General features: G+C 62.6%; 14 protein-coding genes, 4 tRNA genes and 2 pseudogenes. 6 read left to right on the plus strand and 14 right to left on the minus strand.

The features are described 5' to 3' along the window. Window positions 1-63: 63 nt before the first annotated feature. The 4 genes from DRB87_RS13625 to DRB87_RS13640 all read left to right on the plus strand — a co-directional run bounded on the left by DRB87_RS13625 (window position 64) and on the right by DRB87_RS13640 (window position 4,793). On the plus strand, window positions 64-915 hold the full coding sequence (locus DRB87_RS13625; RefSeq protein ID WP_130026283.1) for a zinc-dependent peptidase: 852 nt from the start codon (window positions 64-66) through the stop codon (window positions 913-915). 186 nt (window positions 916-1,101) lie between these two features. Next, window positions 1,102-1,368 (plus strand): type B 50S ribosomal protein L31, encoded by a 267-nt coding sequence (locus tag DRB87_RS13630; RefSeq protein WP_017233299.1) that lies wholly within the window; start codon window positions 1,102-1,104, stop codon window positions 1,366-1,368. A 306-nt stretch (window positions 1,369-1,674) separates the two neighbouring features. Further along, entirely contained in the window at window positions 1,675-3,405 is a 1,731-nt protein-coding gene (locus DRB87_RS13635; RefSeq protein WP_130026284.1) for a glycosyltransferase family 39 protein, read from the plus strand. A gap of 38 nt (window positions 3,406-3,443) precedes the next feature. After that, entirely contained in the window at window positions 3,444-4,793 is a 1,350-nt protein-coding gene (locus DRB87_RS13640) for an MATE family efflux transporter (RefSeq protein ID WP_130026285.1), read from the plus strand. A gap of 253 nt (window positions 4,794-5,046) precedes the next feature. Here the strand turns inward: DRB87_RS13640 and DRB87_RS13645 are convergent. From DRB87_RS13645 to DRB87_RS13675, 7 genes and pseudogenes are all read right to left on the minus strand, one after another. After that, a tRNA-Asp gene (locus DRB87_RS13645) sits at window positions 5,047-5,123 on the minus strand. 99 nt (window positions 5,124-5,222) lie between these two features. Beyond that, window positions 5,223-5,299 (minus strand) — tRNA-Asp (locus tag DRB87_RS13650). A 98-nt stretch (window positions 5,300-5,397) separates the two neighbouring features. Continuing rightward, window positions 5,398-5,473: transfer RNA gene (locus DRB87_RS13655), tRNA-Glu, on the minus strand. Window positions 5,474-5,636: 163 nt separating this feature from the next. After that, window positions 5,637-5,712 (minus strand) — tRNA-Ala (locus tag DRB87_RS13660). Between the two features lie 183 nt (window positions 5,713-5,895). Then, window positions 5,896-8,051: pseudogene (gene pnp / locus DRB87_RS13665) on the minus strand (polyribonucleotide nucleotidyltransferase). Window positions 8,052-8,392: 341 nt separating this feature from the next. After that, window positions 8,393-8,662, minus strand: a complete 270-nt coding sequence (gene rpsO, locus DRB87_RS13670; protein ID WP_017233294.1) for a 30S ribosomal protein S15 — start codon at window positions 8,660-8,662, stop codon at window positions 8,393-8,395. Between the two features lie 304 nt (window positions 8,663-8,966). Beyond that, window positions 8,967-10,241 carry a branched-chain amino acid ABC transporter substrate-binding protein gene (locus DRB87_RS13675; RefSeq protein ID WP_130026286.1) on the minus strand — a complete coding sequence of 425 codons (1,275 nt, stop codon included), beginning with the start codon at window positions 10,239-10,241 and terminating at the stop codon, window positions 8,967-8,969. Window positions 10,242-10,440: 199 nt separating this feature from the next. Between DRB87_RS13675 and DRB87_RS13680 the strand changes: the two genes are divergently transcribed. Then, complete coding sequence (locus DRB87_RS13680) at window positions 10,441-10,965, plus strand: hypothetical protein (RefSeq protein WP_240755987.1); 525 nt, start codon at window positions 10,441-10,443, stop codon at window positions 10,963-10,965. Window positions 10,966-11,070: 105 nt separating this feature from the next. On the opposite strand, the gene DRB87_RS13685 is transcribed toward DRB87_RS13680, so the two are convergent. Further along, a complete protein-coding gene (locus DRB87_RS13685; protein WP_017233291.1) occupies window positions 11,071-12,615 on the minus strand; it encodes a 2-isopropylmalate synthase in 1,545 nt (514 codons plus the stop codon). Between DRB87_RS13685 and DRB87_RS13690 the strand changes: the two genes are divergently transcribed. Next, window positions 12,614-12,892, plus strand: a complete 279-nt coding sequence (locus DRB87_RS13690; RefSeq protein WP_165385314.1) for a hypothetical protein — start codon at window positions 12,614-12,616, stop codon at window positions 12,890-12,892. The two genes, DRB87_RS13685 and DRB87_RS13690, sit on opposite strands and share 2 nt — an antisense overlap. Window positions 12,893-13,045: 153 nt before the next feature. On the opposite strand, the pseudogene lysM reads toward DRB87_RS13690, so the two are convergent. The 6 genes and pseudogenes from lysM to DRB87_RS13720 form a co-directional block, all read right to left on the minus strand. Then, window positions 13,046-13,530 (minus strand): annotated as a pseudogene (gene lysM, locus DRB87_RS13695) (peptidoglycan-binding protein LysM). Between the two features lie 193 nt (window positions 13,531-13,723). Then, window positions 13,724-14,602, minus strand: a complete 879-nt coding sequence (pssA, locus tag DRB87_RS13700; protein WP_130026288.1) for a CDP-diacylglycerol--serine O-phosphatidyltransferase — start codon at window positions 14,600-14,602, stop codon at window positions 13,724-13,726. A gap of 157 nt (window positions 14,603-14,759) precedes the next feature. Further along, window positions 14,760-15,395, minus strand: a complete 636-nt coding sequence (locus tag DRB87_RS13705) for a phosphatidylserine decarboxylase (RefSeq protein ID WP_026131823.1) — start codon at window positions 15,393-15,395, stop codon at window positions 14,760-14,762. A gap of 377 nt (window positions 15,396-15,772) precedes the next feature. Further along, window positions 15,773-16,789, minus strand: coding sequence for a ketol-acid reductoisomerase (gene ilvC / locus DRB87_RS13710; protein WP_017233287.1), 1,017 nt, complete (start codon window positions 16,787-16,789; stop codon window positions 15,773-15,775). A 78-nt stretch (window positions 16,790-16,867) separates the two neighbouring features. Continuing rightward, window positions 16,868-17,359 (minus strand): acetolactate synthase small subunit, encoded by a 492-nt coding sequence (gene ilvN, locus DRB87_RS13715; RefSeq protein WP_130026289.1) that lies wholly within the window; start codon window positions 17,357-17,359, stop codon window positions 16,868-16,870. An 82-nt stretch (window positions 17,360-17,441) separates the two neighbouring features. After that, entirely contained in the window at window positions 17,442-19,211 is a 1,770-nt protein-coding gene (locus tag DRB87_RS13720; RefSeq protein ID WP_130026290.1) for an acetolactate synthase 3 catalytic subunit, read from the minus strand. Between the last annotated feature and the right edge of the window lie 330 nt (window positions 19,212-19,541).

Here is a 19,541-nt window from a genome sequence, read left to right on the forward strand (position 1 = left end):
TCGTCGGTGTGCGACGGTACCGTACGCCACCGTGGTTGTGCCCAACTTCCGGCCTCGCTCTCCATGCTCAAGTCTCTGCTCGCCCGCCTACGGCACTCCCATCCACGCCCCATGATCGACGATGCTGTCTGGCACGAAGTCGTGGGCGCCCTGCCGTTCCTCGCACGTCGCAGCCCAGCCGACCTGGACAAGCTCCGGGGGCTCGCCACCGATTTCCTGGGCACCAAACAGTTTTCGACAGCGCACGACCTGCCATTGACCGAAGCGATGTGCGTCTCGGTGGCCGCGCAGGCCTGCTTGCCGATTCTCCATCTGCCGAGCGCGCTGTATCGCGGTTGGACGGGCATCGTGCTGTATCCCGGCGAGTTCCTGATTCGCAAAACCGTGCAGGACGAAGCGGGCGTGGTGCATGACGTCACGCAGGAGGCTAGCGGTGAAGCCTGGGAGGGTGGCCCCGTCGTCCTGTCATGGCAAGACGTGCAGGCGCGCGACGTGCTGGCATACAACGTGGTGATTCACGAGTTCGTCCACAAGATCGACATGGAAGGCGGCGAGGCCGACGGCGTGCCGCCGATGCTGCGGCGCGTGCATGGCGACCTCACGCCCGAAGCCTGGTGCGATGTCTTCGATCCCGCATACGAGGCGTTCTGCCACGATGTGTCCAACGTTCCGGATGCCCACTGGGACGCGTTTGCCTCGTCGTCGCTGCTCGACCCCTACGCCACCGAACACGAATCGGAGTTCTTCGCCGTCTGCGCCGAGGCATTCTTCGTGGCCCCGGAGGCCTTCCGCGACGCCTATCCCGCCTTGTACGCCCTGTTCTCGCGCTATTTCCTGCAAGATCCGGCGGTGAGCGCCGGCACCGGCGACGCCACGCCCGACACAGCGGCATCCACGCCCGCCAGCGACCCGTGAAAACTTTGCGAAAGTCATTGTTTTCATGGCATAATGCGCGTTTTACTCACCCGGAAAGTGGTTGACGTCCCTCCCGTCGCATGACGACGATGGCGTTAGCGGGCCAACGGCGTGCCTCCCGGGGTAACGACCTCGGGCGAATCTCCTCCCGCGCAGACTGGCTACCGACTTAACCCAAGGTACATCATGAAAGAAGGCATTCACCCCGAATACCGCGAAGTCCTGTTCCGCGACATGACGCCCGGCGTCGACTTCGAATTCATCACCCGCTCGACGATCCACACCAAGGAAACGGCCGAGAAGGATGGCAAGAGCTACCCGCTCGTGAAGATCGAAACGTCGTCGGCTTCGCACAACTTCTACACCGGCGAACAACGCATCATGGACACGGCTGGCCGCGTCGACAAGTTCCGCCAGAAGTTCGGCAACCGCGCCGGCGGCAAGATCGCCTAAGTTTTATCGGCGACGCGCCACACAACGCGCTGCGGGGCCCGGCAGAGACTGGCGGGCCAGCACCTTGGGGCAATACCCCGGCGTTGTGGAAAGCATTGGAAAGGGGCAGCTCAGGCTGCCCTTTTTTCTTGGGTCTGGTCTGCGCCACCGCACGGCTTACTGTCATACTGTCGGCTTTTCCGATTTGTCCGAGTTTTCCCTTGGTTTTGCCCTGAGCAGCACCCCGAGTTTCACCTTCGAGCCCGTTCCGGCTCGCCCTCTGAGTCTCCCCGATCCGGCCGCCGTGCCGATCCAGTCGTCCGGCCTATGAAACGAGTTCGCATCACCGCCTCCGCCACCAGCGCGCTACCGCGTTCGCTGCTGATCGCCATTTGTGTCATCTATGTGCTGGCGGGGTTGTTCGGTCGCGATCCGTGGAAAAACGAAGACGCCGCAGGTTTCGGCGTCATGTGGACGATGGCGCACGGTCACTTGTCCGACTGGCTGCTGCCGAACATCGCGGGCAAACCCATTTACGACACCGGCCCGCTCGTCTCATGGCTCGGTGCGCTCGCCATACGCGCCTTCTCGTGGCTCGACGCCCCCGACGCCGCGCGCATTGTCACCGGACTGTGCTTCTACGCCACCTGCACGTTCATCTGGTATGGCACCTATCTGCTCGGTCGCCGCCCCGAAGTGCAACCGTTCAAATATGCCTTTGGTGGCGAGCCAGAACCGCGCGACTATGGACGCACGCTCGCGGACGGCGCCCTGTTGATTCTTCTGGCCTGCTTCGGTCTGGCCGAGCGTGGACACGAGACAACGGCCGCCGTCGGACAGCTCACACTCATCTCGATGGCGATTTACGGCCTCGTGCGCAGCCTCGACAAGCCGCGTCAGGGCGCCGTCTGGTTCGGCCTCGCCCTGGGCGGCATGGCGCTCGCGTCCTCGCCGCTGATGACGCTCTCGCTTTGGTTCGCAGGCATTGCCGCAGCCATTGTCTGCCGCGCCCTGCCCTTGCGCATGCTGCTGCTGATCTCCACGCCGGTGACGCTGCTCATTGCCTGCACGTGGCCGCTCGCGGCGCTCAAGTTTGCCAGTGGCGCACGCCAATGGCTCGGCGAGTGGACGGATATCGGCATGGACACCTTCAGCGGCCCGACGCTCGCCTCGCTGAGCTACATCGCCAAGAATCTGGCGCTGTTTGCCTGGCCCGCATGGCCGCTCGCCGCGTGGTCGCTTTACTCGTGGCGCGGCATGCGGCGCGCGCCCCACATCGCGATTGCGCTTGCCTTTGCCGTCGTGATTCTTGTCCTGATCGTGCTGCAGGCGCATCAGGGCAATCAGCTCTTCATGCTGGCACTGCCCGCGCTGTCGATCATCGCCGCCTTCGGCCTGCCCACGCTCAAGCGCGGCACGGTCAACGCCATCGACTGGTTCGCCGTGCTGTCGTTTACCGTGCTGGCAGGTTTCGTCTGGATCGTCTGGCTCGCCGGCATCACCGGCTTCCCGGTCTCCACGGCGCGCAATCTGCGGCGCCTGGTCCCGGGCTTCGTCCCCGAGTTCAGCTGGGTCACGCTGATCAGCGCCCTGATCGTGACCGGCGCCTGGGTCGCGCTGGTGGCGTGGCGCGTGTCGCGCAGCCCGAAAGTCCTGTGGCGCAGCGTGGTGCTGTCGTCCGGCGGCACAACCCTCATGTGGGTATTGCTCATGACGCTGTGGCTGCCCGTCGTGAACTACGGCAGAACCTATCGCGACGTGGCCGCACAGATCGCCGCCCATCTGCCCGCCGATTACACGTGCATTCGCACGGCCCGCGTCGGCGACGCGCAGCTCGCGTCGTTCGCCTACTTCGGCAAGATGCGCTTCGGCACGGCCAACGACGATTGCGACGTGCTGCTGCGCCAAGACTCGCAGGACTACAGCGAACCGTTGTCGCTGGCGCCCTACGAATGGCGTCAGCTCTGGGAAGGCCGCCGCGCGGCCGACCGCGACGAGCGCTTCCGCCTCTATGTATTGCAGGAGCGTCCGGGGCGGCGCGGGGCGCGTCCGCGCTAACCTCCCCCCTCCATCGCTAGCGACGCTCACGCAACGCCATGTGGCACGACATCAAACGCATTGCCGAACTGGCCTGGCCGGTGCTCATCGGCCAGTTGGCCGTCATCGCCTTCGGGGTGATGGACACGGCGATGGTCGGTCGCGCCTCGGCGTTCGATCTCGCATCGCTCGCCCTCGGTGGGTCGATCTACATCACGGTGTATGTCGGCCTGATGGGCGTGCTCGTGGCGCTCTCCCCGGTCGCCGCGCAACGCTTCGGGGCAGGAGAGCGCGAAAGCATCGGCGAGGAAGTGCGTCAGGCGTTCTGGCTCGCCGGGTTCCTCGCCGTGCCGGGTGTCCTGCTGCTGTCGCATCCGCAGTTCATTCTGCGACTCTCCGAAGCGTCCCCCGAACTCGAAGCGCGCGCGAGCGCCTATCTCCAGATGCTCGCGTTCGGCCTGCCCGCCGCGCTGCTCTTTCGTGTGTACTCCTCGCTATCCACCGCCGTGGCGCAGCCTCGCATCGTCATGGCCATTCAGGTCACGGGACTGACCTTGAAAGTCCCGCTGAATCTGGCACTGATTTACGGCTTAGAACGGCTGGGTATTCCCGCGCTCGGCAGCACCGGCTGCGCCATTGCCACGACCGCCATCAACTGGGTCTCGTGTGCGCTCGGCCTCACACTGATGGCACGTCACGCGAAGTTGCGTGACTTCGCCATCTTCTCCCGATTCTGCTGGCCGCACTGGCCGGCGATTCGTGCGCTGCTCAAGCTCGGCATACCCATGGGACTGAGCTACCTGATCGAAGTGACGGCGTTCTCGTTCATGGCCATCTTCATCGCTCGCCTGGGCGACGTGACGCTCGCCGGTCACCAGATTGCCGCGAACCTCGGCGCGCTCATGTATATGCTGCCGATGTCGATTGCGATTGCGACAGCGACGCTCACCGCGCAGGCCATCGGTAAGCGCGACTTTCGCTTGGCGCGCCGGGTCGGGCGCCGCGGCGTCGAGTTTGCTGGCCTGCTGGGCGTGTTGCTGGCGAGCGTCATGGGACTCTGCCGGCCGTGGGTTTTGGCGGCTTATACGTCGGATCCGCTGGTCGCGGCGGTCGCGATGCCATTACTCGCCATCGTCGCCGGCTATCACGTATTCGATGCCTTGCAGGTAAGTGCCGTCTTCGTGTTGCGTGCGTGGAAGGTTGCGGTGATCCCGACCGTCATCTATGCCGTATCACTCTGGGGCGTCGGACTGGGGGGTGGCTATGTGTTGGGCTTCGACGTCGGCGGGCTGTCCCCGGTGTGGCTGCATGGCGCCGCAGGATTCTGGTTCGCCAACAGCGCGAGCCTGGCGGTCGCCGCCTTCGGCTTGCTGCTTTATCTGCGCTGGATCGTACGCGTCAAAGGCTGATCGCTCGCGCCTCGGGCCGACTCGGAACATCACCACGGCCCGACGGCTTACCGCGCGCGATCAACGCGCATCATCAATGCGCATGATTTGCACATTTTCGCGAAACTACGCGAAAAATCCGCACGCAATTTCAGGGCGACAGGCATAGGAAGAAAATAGTATCGAAACGCCCTGAAAGCCCCGTTGCAGGACTCGAAATCATGAACGTCGAGCGATAAAAAAAGCCCAGGCATCAGCCTGGGCTTTCTTCGTTTGGCGGAGCGGACGGGGCTCGAACCCGCGACCCCCGGCGTGACAGGCCGGTATTCTAACCAACTGAACTACCGCTCCAAACTTGCTGCAGCATTGTGATGTGATTCACTTTGCTTTCCTGCTAGCGATTCGACACTGCAGCGTTGTTACGCGCAGATTGCCGAACTACGTAGGTTTTGGCGGAGCGGACGGGGCTCGAACCCGCGACCCCCGGCGTGACAGGCCGGTATTCTAACCAACTGAACTACCGCTCCAAAACCGACAAAAAAACCCGCCAAACTTCCAGCGGGCTTTACGCCACCCACTGCGTGGCATTTTTAAACTGATACCGACTCGCTACCGGCACCAATTCTGGCGTCCCCTAGGGGATTCGAACCCCTGTACTCACCGTGAAAGGGTGATGTCCTAGGCCTCTAGACGAAGGGGACAAAATCGTCACAATCTTGTCTGTTTCGCTTTACTGCATTTCGCGAAGAACGCTATTCTAAACAACATTTCTTCGCTTGTGAAGCTTTATTTTCAAGTGATTTGCATCGTTTTCGCAAGAATCTTGCTTGTTCGATGCGCCTGAAAATCAAGCTTCGGAATCCGTGGTGGAGGTAAGCGGGATCGAACCGCTGACCTCTTGCATGCCATGCAAGCGCTCTCCCAGCTGAGCTATACCCCCCGAACAGAGAAATGAGATTCTAAAGACAAACCCATTTTCTGTAAATACCCCTCTCGCATTTTTTCCGCATTATTTTGCCGATCCGTGCGACGGATAAAAAAACGGCGACGCGCAAGCGTCGCCGTTTTCATTGGCACAGCGACGCGCCAACGCGCGCCGCCAAGCCTCATACCGACATCGGAATTACTGGGCGTCGCCTTCGCGCTTGACCAGCGCCGGGCTACCCTGCTTTTCTTCGTCCGTCAGCGCCTTGTGCGACAGACGCAGACGACCCTTGTCGTCCTGCTGGATCACCTTCACGCGCACCGCCTGGCCTTCCTTGAGGTACTCGTTGATGTCCTTGATGCGCTCGTTGGCGATTTCGGAGATGTGCAGCAGACCATCCTTGCCCGGCAGCACCGACACGATCGCGCCAAACTCGAGCAGCTTCAGCACGGTACCGTCGTACACCTGGCCCACTTCGACTTCCACGGTGATCAGCTCGATACGACGCTTCGCTTCCGCAATGCCTTCGGCGCTCGGGCTGGCAATCGTCACCACGCCGTCGTCCGAAATATCGATGCTCGTGCCGGTCTCTTCCGTCAGTGCACGGATCACCGAACCGCCCTTGCCGATCACGTCGCGGATCTTTTCCGGGTTGATCTTGATGGTGACCATGCGCGGCGCGAATTCCGACAGCTCCGTACGCACGCCCGACTGCGCTTGCGCCATCTTGTCAAGAATATGCAGACGGCCTTCCTTGGCTTGCGCCAGGGCGACCTGCATGATTTCCTTCGTGATGCCCTGGATCTTGATGTCCATCTGCAGCGCGGTGACGCCGTTCGACGTACCCGCCACCTTGAAGTCCATGTCGCCCAGGTGATCTTCGTCGCCGAGAATATCGGTCAGCACGGCAAACTTGTTGCCTTCGAGGATCAGGCCCATCGCGATACCGGCGACCGGTGCCGTCAGCGGCACACCGGCGTCCAGCATGGCGAGGCTGCCCCCGCACACCGAGGCCATCGACGACGAACCGTTCGATTCGGTGATTTCCGACACCACACGCACGGTGTAACCGAAATCGTCGGCGCCCGGCAGACACGCCACCAAAGCGCGCTTGGCCAGACGGCCGTGACCGATTTCGCGGCGCTTGGGCGAACCCACGCGACCCGTTTCACCCGTCGAGAACGGCGGGAAGTTGTAGTGCAGCATGAAGCGATCGCGGTACTCGCCTTGCAGCGCGTCGATGATCTGCTCGTCGCTCTTGGTGCCGAGCGTGGCCACCACGAGGGCCTGCGTTTCGCCACGCGTGAACAGCGCCGAACCGTGGGCACGCGGCAGCACGCCGGTGCGGATCGAGATCGGGCGCACGGTGCGCGTGTCGCGGCCGTCGATACGCGGCTCGCCAGCCAGAATCTGGCTACGCACGATCTTGGCTTCCAGATCGAACAGGATGTTGCCCACTTCGATGCTGTCCGGCGCGGCTTCGCCCTTGGCGCTCGCCGCTTCGCCCAGCTTGGCGATGACGTCGCTGGTCACGGCGCGCAGTTGTTGCGTACGCGCTTGCTTTTCGCGCGTCTGGTAAGCGGCGCGCAGCGAGGCGTCCGCCAGTGCCGACACTTGTGCGATCAGCGCCTCATTCTTCGCGGCCGGGGCCCAATCCCACTCGGCCTTGCCTGCGTCGCGCACCAGATCGTGAATGGCGTTGATCGCCGTTTGCATTTGATCGTGACCGAACACCACGGCGCCCAGCATCACGTCTTCCGGCAGCTCTTTCGCTTCCGATTCGACCATCAGCACGGCTTGCTCCGTACCGGCAACGACGAGGTCGAGCTTCGACTGGGCGATCTGCTCACGCGACGGGTTCAGCACGTACTGACCGTCAACGTAGGCCACGCGCGCGGCGCCTACCGGGCCGTTGAACGGCAGACCGGAGATCGACAGCGCTGCCGATGCGCCGATCAGGGCCGGGATATCCGCCGGCACTTCCGGGTTCAGCGAAACGACCTGCACCACAACCTGGACTTCGTTGTAGAAGCCTTCCGGGAAGAGCGGGCGGATCGGGCGGTCGATCAGGCGCGACGTCAGCGTTTCGTTTTCCGACGGACGGCCTTCACGCTTGAAGAAGCCCCCGGGATCTTGCCGGCGGCGTAAGTCTTTTCCAGATAGTCAACGGTCAGCGGGAAGAAATCCTGGCCCGACTTGGCGCTCTTCGCACCCACGACCGTGGCCAGCACGACCGTATCGTCCATGTCGACGAGCACGGCACCGGATGCCTGGCGAGCAATCTCACCCGTCTCCATGCGAACCGTGTTTTGTCCCCATTGGAAAGACTTGACGACTTTATTGAACATTTGCACTCCTATATCGAATCGCGCGAATGCAGCAGCGGCGCGATATCGCTGCCGGGGTGATCCCGACGCTTCGCAGGGGGGAGTGTTATGCCATTCCAGCGTTGCCCGGCACCTTGGTGCGCAGACATTGGCATCGCTCGGGCGACGCTGGAATGACACAAGCCCTGCTTATCGACGAGGCCCCATAAAGTGGGAACTACAGGAACTGCTGGAACCGGGGAGAACCCAGCCCAACGGTGAGGTTCGCGACCGGCCGGACATCCTCAGGACATCCGTCAGGGCGCGCCCAAAAACAAAATGCCTGCATCAGCACGCTGATACAGGCATCTCGTCGTAATCGCAATCGCTTACTTACGCAGGCCCAGCTTCTCGATCAGGGCGCGGTAACGATCTGCGTCCTTGCCCTTGAGGTAATCGAGCAGCTTGCGGCGACGGCTCACCATGCGCAGCAGACCGCGGCGGCTGTGGTGATCCTTCATGTGCGCCTTGAAGTGCGGCGTCAGTTCGTTGATGCGCGTGGTGAGCAGCGCAACTTGCACTTCGGGGGAGCCGGTATCGTTAGCGGCACGGGCGAATTGCGCCACGACGTCCGACTTCTTGGTCATTGCGGTAGTCATTTGCTTTCCTTTGGATACACGCGGTCACGGAAGAATGGCCGTGCCGTGAACTTACAAAAACATGCGCGGCATTGCCGCACATAAACAAAACTGCAAGTGCGCGATTATACGGGAGTTGCCCCCGGACGCCATACTTTTCCTCGCCACGCCACCTCGGACGGGGCCGAGCGAACGGTTTGAGCGCTGAAAGTCGGGCATCCCGCCAAACAATCCGGACCATTTCGATGGATTATCCGGAAAATCTCGACCAATTATTTTTTCCATCGCGCCAGCCCGCCCCAACCCTTGCGCCCTTCCCGGCTGATCACCGTTGGCGGGCCATGCGGCAAGTACTCGGCAACGCCACCTTGCTGGCGGGCAGCTCGAGCACTGTCTTGAACCCAAAGCCCGAGCCTTCGTTGTCGAACTTCACCCCCGGCTCGCCCGCGCGGCGCATGACCGACACGTACAACGGCTCGATCAGCTGGTGGTCGTTCGGACGCATCCATGCGTCGACCGGCGCCTCGCGAATCCGGCGGTTCTGCAGCGCCCGCGCCACGGTCGTCACATCGGTGGTGCCGGCCTGCTCGAGCGCCGCGGCAATCATGTCGATCATCACGCTCATGCGCAGCAGCGCATAGTCGTCGCGCGCCTCCGGATAACGCGCACGGAACGCCTTGTAGAAAGCATCCGACGCCTCGCCGCCCACGTTCGGGTGCCATTCGGCCACGGCGTACACGCGGCCAACCCCCGCCTCGCCCAGTGCTGCCGGTGCGCCGAGGGCGTTGCCATAGAACGTGTAGAACTTGAGCTCCATCCCCTGTTCGCGTGCGGCCTTGACGAGCAAGGTCAGGTCGTTGCCCCAACTCCCCGTCACCACCGTATCGGCACCTGCCGCGCGAATGCGCGCAAGATAGGGCGTGAAGTCCTTCACGCGCCCCACCGGGCTGAACTGCTCACCCACGATCTGCACGTCCGGGCGCTTGGCGCCAATCATCTGTCGGGCGAGCCCGGCGACCTGCCGGCCGAAGCTGTAGTCCTGGTTGAGCAGGTAGACCTTCTGGATGCTCGGATCTTGTTTGATGGCCTCGGTCAACGCCTGCATGCGCATGGCGGCATTGGCGTCGAAGGCGAAATGCCAGAAACTGCACTGCTCGTTGGTGAGCGCCGTGTCGACGGCCGAGTAATTGAAGAACAGCATGCGCTGCCCGGGCTCGCGCGCATTGCGTTTGTTGATGGCATCGATCAACGCCGACGCAACGGCCGAACTGTTGCCCTGGAAGACGAATGGGATGCCCAGATCGCCGGCAGCCTTGAGTTGCACCAGGCTGTCTTCGACGCCGCCCTTGCTGTCGAACACCGTCAACTCGAACGGATGGGCGCCGTCACGCAACTTCACGCCGCCGCGCGCATTCACGCGCTCGATCGCGAAGCGCAAATTGCGCTCGACCATGGCGCCCGCATTGCCGAAGGGGCCGCTCATCCCCTCGATGAGCGCCAGCCGGATCGGCGGTGCCGCGTGGGCAAGGCTGGTCGCGGCCAGCAGGCCGGCGGCGCACAACACCGCGCTCAAGCGCGCCAGCAAGACATGAAATTTCATCGAGGCCTCTGAGACTGTGTCGGCGCGCATCATAACGCCCCCCACCCGCCCCCGGCAAGCCGCCCCGCCCCGGAACACGCGACACGGCGGTATGCTATCGACATGCCGCTCTGCGGCCGTCTTCCTCTGACGCGAGGCCATTCATGACTGATTCGACTCGGGCGCGCGCGGGCATCGCCCCCCGAACACAGCCGCCGCCTTGCCCGGCGCTTCACGCCCCGCCGCGGCACTGCGCTGGCTCCTGGGCGGCGCACTCGCGCTATCGCTGAGCGCCTGCTACACGCCCCCGTGGCAAACCATTTCCCCCAACGCCTCGCAGGCCGAGGTGCAAGCAAGGCTGGGCAAACCCAGGGAAGTCTATCCGCTCACGCCCGGCGTGACCCGCTGGCTCTATCCGACCAAGCCGTTCGGCGAAGAGACGATCGCCGCCGATTTCGACGCTCAAGGCCGCCTGCTGGGTACCGCGCAAGTGCTCTCGATGCCGGAGTTCAACAAGGTCGAGATCGACAAGTGGACGAAAACCGACGTGCTGCATCACTTCGGCGAACCGGTCGAAACGTCGTACTTCCCCCTCATGAAGCGTGAAGTCTGGACTTATCGCTTCAAGCAGGACGACGTCTGGTACTCGATGATGAACTTCTATTTCGATGCGGACGGCATCGTCAAGACGACCCAGATCAGCCCCGATCCGCTACACGAGAAGTTCGATCACGACCTGTTCTGATCGCATGGCGAGCCCCACCACCAGCAAAACGCCCGCCTACCGGATGTCCGGAGGCGGGCGTGTCGTGCCATGGATCGGTCGTCAACGGCGCCAGTGCGCCCTCGCTTACGGCGTCAGTTGCGGGTTGAGCTTCTCGGCCTTCGAATACAGCTTGTTGAGCGCGGACAGATACGCCTTGGCAGACGCCGCGACGATATCGGGATCTGTGCCCACGCCATTCACGATGCGCCCGCCCTTCGACAGTCGCACCGTCACCTCACCCTGCGATTGCGTACCCGTCGTGATCGCGTTCACCGAATACAGCAGTTGCTCGGCGCCGCTTTGCACCTGCGATTCAATGGCATTGAGCACGGCGTCGACCGGGCCGTTACCCTCGGCGTCTCCCATGAGTTCCTTACCCTGCGCGGTGAAGACCACGCGGGCGCTCGGGCGCTCGCCCGTCTCGGAATGTTGCGCCATCGACACGAGATGGAAATGCTCGCTGCTGTCGGCCTGCGCTTCATTCGAGACGATCGCCAGAATGTCCTCGTCGAAGATTTCAGCCTTCTGGTCAGCCAGCTCCTTGAAGCGGGCGAACGCGGCATTCACGTCCTGCTCCGACGCCATCTCGATGCCCAGCTCCTGAAGGCGCTGCTTGAAGGCGTTGCGGCCCGAGAGCTTGCCGAGCACGATCTTGTTGGCGGTCCAGCCCACATCTTCCGCCCGCATGATCTCGTAGGTGTCGCGCGCCTTGAGCACGCCGTCCTGGTGGATGCCCGAGGCGTGCGCGAACGCGTTGGCGCCCACCACCGCCTTGTTCGGCTGAACGCTGAAGCCGGTGATCTGCGAGACGAGCTTCGAGGCCGGCACGATTTGCGTCGTATCGATGCCGAGTTCCAGACCGAAGTAATCCTTGCGGGTCTTAATCGCCATCACGACTTCTTCGAGTGCCGTATTACCCGCGCGCTCGCCCAGACCGTTGATCGTACATTCGATCTGACGCGCGCCCCCCAACTGCACCCCGGCCAACGAGTTCGCGACGGCCATGCCCAGATCGTTGTGGCAGTGCACCGACCAGACCGCCTTGTCCGAATTCGGCACACGCTCGCGCAGCGTGCGCACGAGCTGGCCGTAAAGTTCCGGCACGCCGTAACCCACGGTATCGGCCACGTTGATGGTCGTCGCGCCTTCGTTGATGACGGCTTCCAGCACGCGGCAAAGGAAATCCAGCTCCGAGCGGCTGCCGTCTTCCGGTGAGAATTCGATATTGTCGGTGAACTGACGCGCATACCGCACGGCGAGTTTCGCCTGCTCGAGCACCTGATCCGGGCTCATGCGCAGCTTCTTCTCCATGTGCAGCGGCGACGTGGCGATGAACGTATGGATACGCGACGAGTTCGCGCCCTTGAGGGCCTCGGCGGCACGGGCGATATCGCGGTCGTTGGCACGCGCAAGCGAGCAGACGGTACTGTCCTTGATGATGCCGGCGATGGCCCGGATGGCCTCGAAGTCGCCGTTCGAGCTGGCGGCGAAGCCGGCTTCGATCACGTCCACGCGCAGACGCTCCAGCTGGCGGGCGATGCGAATCTTCTCATCGCGCGTCATCGACGCGCCGGGCGACTGCTCACCGTCGCGCAAGGTCGTATCGAAAATGATCAGCTTGTCGGCCATGACTTTCTCCAGTGGGGATCTTGTAGGGTTCAGTTTGTTCTTGATGTCCGGGGCGGCGCATTCGCAAGCCGTAGGACGCCTGGCCGCCCACGACACTGTGCTCACGCAGCAGGCAACAGGCAACACGGGCGGGCGGATCGTCGAACGGGCGGGCAACTACCGGGAGGAAATCAGCGCGCGACGCGCGCAGGCATGGCCGGCCCGCGGACGGGAGCATGGCATAGCGTTGGCGGTGCGAGAGGAAGGTCCGAAGCCGGGGCGGCGCCTGAAATCATGAGCGCCAATATAGTCGCAATCGGGTGATTTCGCAACGCGCGGCGCGGGCTGCAAGCCGCATGCAGACAGGCGCTCGCGAGCCCGCGATCCTGCCTGCGCCACCAATGAACAGCCCGGCACGGCGCCGGGCTGGATATCACGAGACAAACGACGATCAGGCCACCGGAATGCGCAGCACCTGTCCCGGATAGATTCGGTCCGGGCTGGAAAGCATCGGCTTGTTGGCCTCGAAGATGGCGTTGTATCGGTTGGCGTCACCGTAGACCTTCTTCGAGATCGCCGACAACGTATCGCCCTTCTCCACGGTGTGAAACGTCGCCTCGGCCGACGCCGTCGACACCGACATCCGGTCGTCCACCTTCTCGACGCCCTTCACATTGCCGCAGCACAGCAGGATCTTTTCCTTGGTCGCTTGATCCGGGGCCACGCCGAACACCGTCACCGTGCGCGACGCGCCGTCGAACGTGACGGTCAGGCCGGTCGCGTCGAGGTTCTGCGTTTTGATGTACGCCTCGATGGCGTCAGCCGCGTTGCGGTTGGCTTCGTCCGCGTCAGGCCCCGGCGGGGCGCCTCTGCGGCTTGCGCCTGGCCGCCCAACAGTGCCTCGCCGGCTTCTTTCACAAAGTCCAGAATGCCCATGCTTGCTCCTTCGTCACGTCGAACCATCGAATCGGCACCGGGTCGGCTCAGCGTTGCCACGACCTGCCCGGGCCAGGGAAAACTTCCGGCCTGCATTCGCAAGACTACAACATCGCACCGCAAACGATCGCCCGACAAGCCTGACAGGCGAATGTGACAAGGGGCGCACCGAGACGCCCCTTGTTTTGCCACGTTATTCGTCGACGTCGCCGAAAATGCGCTGCCGGCGCCCCTTCAGAAAGCGGAAGGCCCAGAGCACATAGCCGGAAACGCTGTACAGACAGAACATGCCGAAGAGCACCAGCGGCGGGTCGGACGACACGAGAATGAAGCCGACCATGAAGAGCAGCACCACGCCGAACGACACCCGCTGACGCACATCGAGCGCCTTGCCGCTATAGAACGGCGCATTCGATACCATCGACATCCCCGCGTAAATCGTCAGCCCGAACGCCACCCAGGGCATCCAGAAAACGTTGACCGGTAATTTGTTGTCGATCGTAATCCACACGAAACCGGCAATAAGCGCCGCGGCCGCCGGACTCGCCAAGCCCTGAAAGAAGCGCTTGTCGACCACGCCGATGTTCGTATTGAAGCGCGCCAGCCGCAAAGCCGCGCAGGCCACGTAGACGAACGCGGCGAGCCAGCCCCACTTGCCGATCTCATGGAGAATCCATTCGTACATCACCAACGCCGGCGCTACGCCGAACGAGGTCATGTCCGAGAGCGAATCGTATTGCTCGCCGAACGCGCTCTGCGTGTTGGTCATACGTGCCACGCGCCCGTCCATGCCATCGAGCACCATGGCGAAGAAGATCGCGATGGCGGCCTGCTCGAAACGATCGTTCATGGCCTGCACGATCGCGAAGAAGCCGCAGAACAGCGCGGCGGTCGTAAAGGCGTTCGGCAACAGATAGATGCCGCGATTGCGCGGGCGCACCGGCAGATCGTCCTCCACACCGTGGTCGTGGTCTTCGTTCATCAATGGCTCTGCGGATGAAGGGTTGTGACGGCTGAACGCCGAGAGATGCCTGACATTATTGCGCAAGCGGCCGCGATGGTTTTCCGGCATGCGGACCTCCTTGACGATGCTATGACAGCGGGCGATCCCGCAACGGATCACCGCGATTGGAACGCAAGAAGCGAAAGCAGTTGCAGGTCGCGACACGGTGACGCACGACCGGAGGTCGCGCGGCCGCACACGGCCGTGGTCCGTGGGCTCGCGTGGCTTACAGCTCGGCCAGGATCGTCGAGGTCGCCGACACCTTCTCGCCGATGGTCACGCGCGGACGCGAGCCCAGCGGCAGGTACACGTCGACCCGCGAACCGAAACGAATGAAACCGTAACGCTGACCGCGCGAAAGCGTATCGCCCACCTTCACGTAGCACAAAATCCGGCGCGCGATGAGTCCCGCGACCTGCACGCTCGTGACGATCTGCCCCCCCACGTCGATCACCAGCGCATTGCGCTCGTTTTCGAGCGATGCCTTGTCGAGATCGGCGTTGAAGAAACGTCCCGGGAAATATTCCACCTTGGTCACCGTGCCGTCAACCGGGGCACGATTCGAGTGCACGTTGAAAACGTTCATGAACACGCTGATCTTCAGCGCTTCACGGCCAGCGTACGGATCTTGCGTGGTTTCGATGGCCACGATGCGGCCGTCGGCGGGCGAAAGTACGGCGCCGGCCTGCTGCGGCACCTGCCGCGGCGGATCACGGAAGAACTGCAGGACAAACAGGGCGATCACCCAGAACGGCGCGGCCCACAGCACGCCGGCCATGAAGTGCACGACGAGCGCCACGGCGACGGCGATACCCAGGAAGGGCCAGCCCTCGCGGGCAATGATCGGGTGAGGATAATTCATGCGATTGAACTCGCGTCCTTGGTAAAACGGTTGAGTGAGCGGGTCGGCCTGCGTTGGGCCAAACCGTGACGTGGCGGCATTGTAGCAATGCGCGCGGCGCGGCGACACTTTTTCCCCAATCGACCGATCGGCGTCGCCACCGCAAAGCCGGCCACATCGAGGCGCCACGGCGCCGGTTCACGGTCGATGCGGGGGAGAGGAAACGAAAAAAGCCGTCCGCCTTGCCATAGCGACAGCTACAGCAAAACGGACGGCCAGGCGCGGCGGTTCCGGCGCTCAAACGCGCGATGCGCTTGACGCGCCCAAGCCGCCTGCCGTGCGCCGCCAGTGCGACGCCCACACGCTGCCGGGCGTACGCATCTTGCGGCGCGTCGTACTTAGTTCTTCGACTGGTCGACGAGCTTGTTCTTGGCGATCCACGGCATCATTGCGCGCAGCTTGCCGCCCACTTGCTCGATTTGGTGCTCGGCCGTGATGCGACGACGCGAGATCAGGGTCGGGGCACCCGCCTTGTTTTCCAGGATGAACGACTTGGCGTACTCGCCGGTCTGGATATCGGTCAGGCATTGCTTCATCGCCTTCTTCGTCTCTTCGGTCACGACGCGCGGGCCGGTGACGTACTCACCGTACTCAGCGTTGTTCGAGATCGAGTAGTTCATGTTGGCGATGCCGCCTTCATAGATCAGGTCGACGATCAGCTTGAGTTCGTGCAGGCACTCGAAGTAGGCCATTTCCGGCGCATAACCGGCTTCGACCAGCGTTTCGAAACCGGCCTTGATCAGCTCGACGGTACCGCCGCACAGCACGGCTTGCTCGCCGAACAGGTCGGTTTCCGTCTCTTCGCGGAAGTTCGTTTCGATGATACCGGCACGGCCGCCGCCGTTCGCGGCTGCGTACGACAGGGCGATGTCGCGCGCGGCGCCCGACTTGTCCTGTGCCACGGCGATCAGGTGGGGCACGCCGCCGCCTTGCGAGTACGTCGAGCGCACCGTGTGGCCCGGGGCCTTCGGGGCGATCATGATGACGTCGAGGTCAGCGCGCGGAATCACGCAGCCGTAATGCACGTTGAAGCCGTGCGCGAAGGCCAGGGCGGCGCCTTCCTTGATGTTGCCATGCACTTCGTTCTTGTACACGTCGCCGATCTGCTCGTCCGGCAGCAGCATCATGACGATGTCGGCCGACTTCACGGCTTCCGCCACTTCCTTGGTGTTCAGGCCGGCGCCGACCGCCTTGTTCCACGAAGCGCCATTCTTGCGCAGACCGACCGTCACGTTCACACCGCTGTCCTTCAGGTTCTGGGCGTGGGCATGGCCTTGCGAGCCATAGCCGATGATCGTCACTTGCTTGCCCTTGATGAGGGAGAGGTCGGCGTCTTTGTCGTAGAAAACTTTCATTTGGAATTGTCCCGTAATGCCAAAAAATTACTCAAATCAGAATGGATCGAAATCCGCTTACCGCGTTGCCGCTACCGATCAGACTTTCAGGATGCGCTCACCGCGCCCGATGCCCGAGCCACCGGTACGAACCGTCTCGAGAATCGCCGTACGATCGAGCCCGTCGATGAAGGCGTCGAGTTTTGCCGAATTCCCGGTCAGTTCGATCGTATAGGTCTTTTCAGTAACGTCAATGATGCGGCCGCGGAAAATATCCGACATCCGCTTCATCTCTTCTCGCTCCTTGCCCACGGCGCGCACCTTGATGAGCATCAGCTCACGTTCGATATGCGCCCCTTCGGTCAGATCGACCACCTTCACCACCTCGATGAGCCGGTTCAGGTGCTTGGTGATCTGTTCGATGACGTCGTCGGAGCCCGTCGTGACCACCGTCATGCGTGAGAGCGACCGATCTTCGGTCGGCGCGACGGTGAGGGTCTCGATATTGTAGCCACGCGCCGAAAACAGGCCGACCACGCGCGACAGCGCGCCCGGCTCGTTCTCGAGCAAAACAGAAATAATATGCCTCATGGTGTATCCCGGATTGTCCTAGTGTGGGGACGTCGCGCCCGCGCCGGCCTTGACGGCGGCGACGGTCGGCGCGCGCCTCGGCTTACAGATCTTCCGAACCGAGCAGCATCTCGCTGATGCCCTTGCCCGCCTGGACCATCGGCCAGACGTTTTCGGTGGGATCCGTTTGGAAATCCATGAATACCGTACGATCCTTCAGGCGCAACGCCTCGCGCAGTGCGGGCTCGACGTCCGACGACTTCTCGATGCGAATGCCCACATGACCGTACGCCTCGGCAAGCTTCACGAAGTCGGGCAGCGCGTCCATGTACGAACTGGAGTAGCGCTTGCTGTATTCGATCTGCTGCCACTGGCGAACCATGCCCAGATAGCGGTTGTTGAGCGACAGAATCTTGATCGGCGTGCGGTATTGCAGGCACGTCGAGAGTTCCTGGATGCACATCTGGATCGAGCCTTCGCCGGTAATGCAGGCGACTTCGGCATCCGGGTGCGCCATCTTCACGCCCATGGCCGCCGGCAGGCCGAAGCCCATCGTGCCCAGGCCGCCCGAGTTGATCCAGCGGCGCGGCTTGTTGAAGCGGTAGTACTGCGCCGCCCACATCTGGTGCTGGCCGACGTCCGAGCACACGAAGGCTTCACCATCGGTGAGCTTCCAGTACGTCTCGACCACATGTTGCGGCTTGATGATCTCGCTCTCTCGATCGAACGCGAGGCAATCGCGCGAGCGCCATTCCTCGATCTGCTTCCACCAGTCGGCCAGCGCCTCGGTGTCCGGACCGTGTTCCGCCGTCTGCAGGTTCTCGATCATCTCGCGCAGCACTTCCTTCACGTCGCCGACGATCGGGATATCGACCTTGACACGTTTGGAAATCGACGACGGGTCGATATCGACGTGGATGATCTTGCGTGCGGTCGAGGAGAAGTGCTCCGGATTGCCGATCACACGGTCGTCGAAGCGTGCGCCGATGGCGATGAGCACGTCGCAGTGCTGCATGGCCATGTTGGCTTCGTACGTGCCGTGCATGCCCAGCATGCCGAGGAACTTGGGATCGCTCGCACGATACCCGCCAAGGCCCATGAGCGTGTTGGTCACCGGATAGCCGAGCAGGTCGCAGAACTGGTTCAGTTCCTTCGACGCGTCGGCCAGAATGATGCCGCCGCCCGTATAGATATAGGGGCGCTTGGCCGAGAGCAGCAGGCTCATCGCCTTGCGGATCTGACCCGAGTGGCCCTTCGTGACCGGGTTGTACGAGCGCAGCGACACCGACTTCGGATATTCGAAGCGGCAGCGCGTCTTGGACACGTCCTTCGGAATATCGACCAGCACCGGGCCCGGACGGCCCGTCTTGGCGATATAGAAGGCTTTCTTGATGGTCGCGGCGAGATCGCGCACGTCCTTCACGAGGAAGTTGTGCTTGACGCACGGACGGGTAATACCGACCGTGTCGCATTCCTGGAAGGCGTCCTGGCCGATGGCGGCCGTGGGCACCTGCCCGGTGATGATGACGAGCGGGATCGAATCCATGTACGCCGTGGCGATCCCGGTAACCGCATTGGTCACGCCGGGGCCGGACGTCACGAGACATACACCAACCTTGTCGGTGGAACGCGAATAAGCGTCGGCCGCATGCACGGCGGCTTGCTCATGGCGCACCAGGATGTGCTGGATCTTGTCCTGCTTGTAGAGTTCGTCGTAGATGTAGAGAACCGAACCGCCGGGATAACCCCACAGATGTTCGACCCCTTCTTCCTGAAGCGAGCGCACGAGAATCTCGGCGCCAATCATGTCTTCGGAAGTATTTTGGTGGCGTGTAGCTTCCGCCTCGGAGAATTCCGCGCTTGGCATATTCATCGTCGACCTTTCAAAGTTTCGGCAAAAATTTTGATCGGGTGCTCTCCCCGCGAACTTGTGGTTCGGGCTCAAGCTGCGCGTCTGAATGATGGACACCCCGGATAGGCGTGCCGATATTGAGACAATCACAGATATTGCGAACTGGCAACATTACCGGTTTGCAGCAAAATGGTCAAGCAGGTTTATGCATTTGCAGCATGACTGCAAAGTGGACCTCGCAGAATCCCCACGCCATGCCCCACGTCGCCCCAAGCCGGTGCACAATCTTCACACGATAGGAAGCTGGCGAGCCCGGCGCCGTCGCAAACCGGCACCACCGCAAGCAAAAGC

This window comes from Pandoraea sp. XY-2, from assembly GCF_004193915.1.
Lineage (GTDB): Bacteria > Pseudomonadota > Gammaproteobacteria > Burkholderiales > Burkholderiaceae > Pandoraea > Pandoraea cepalis.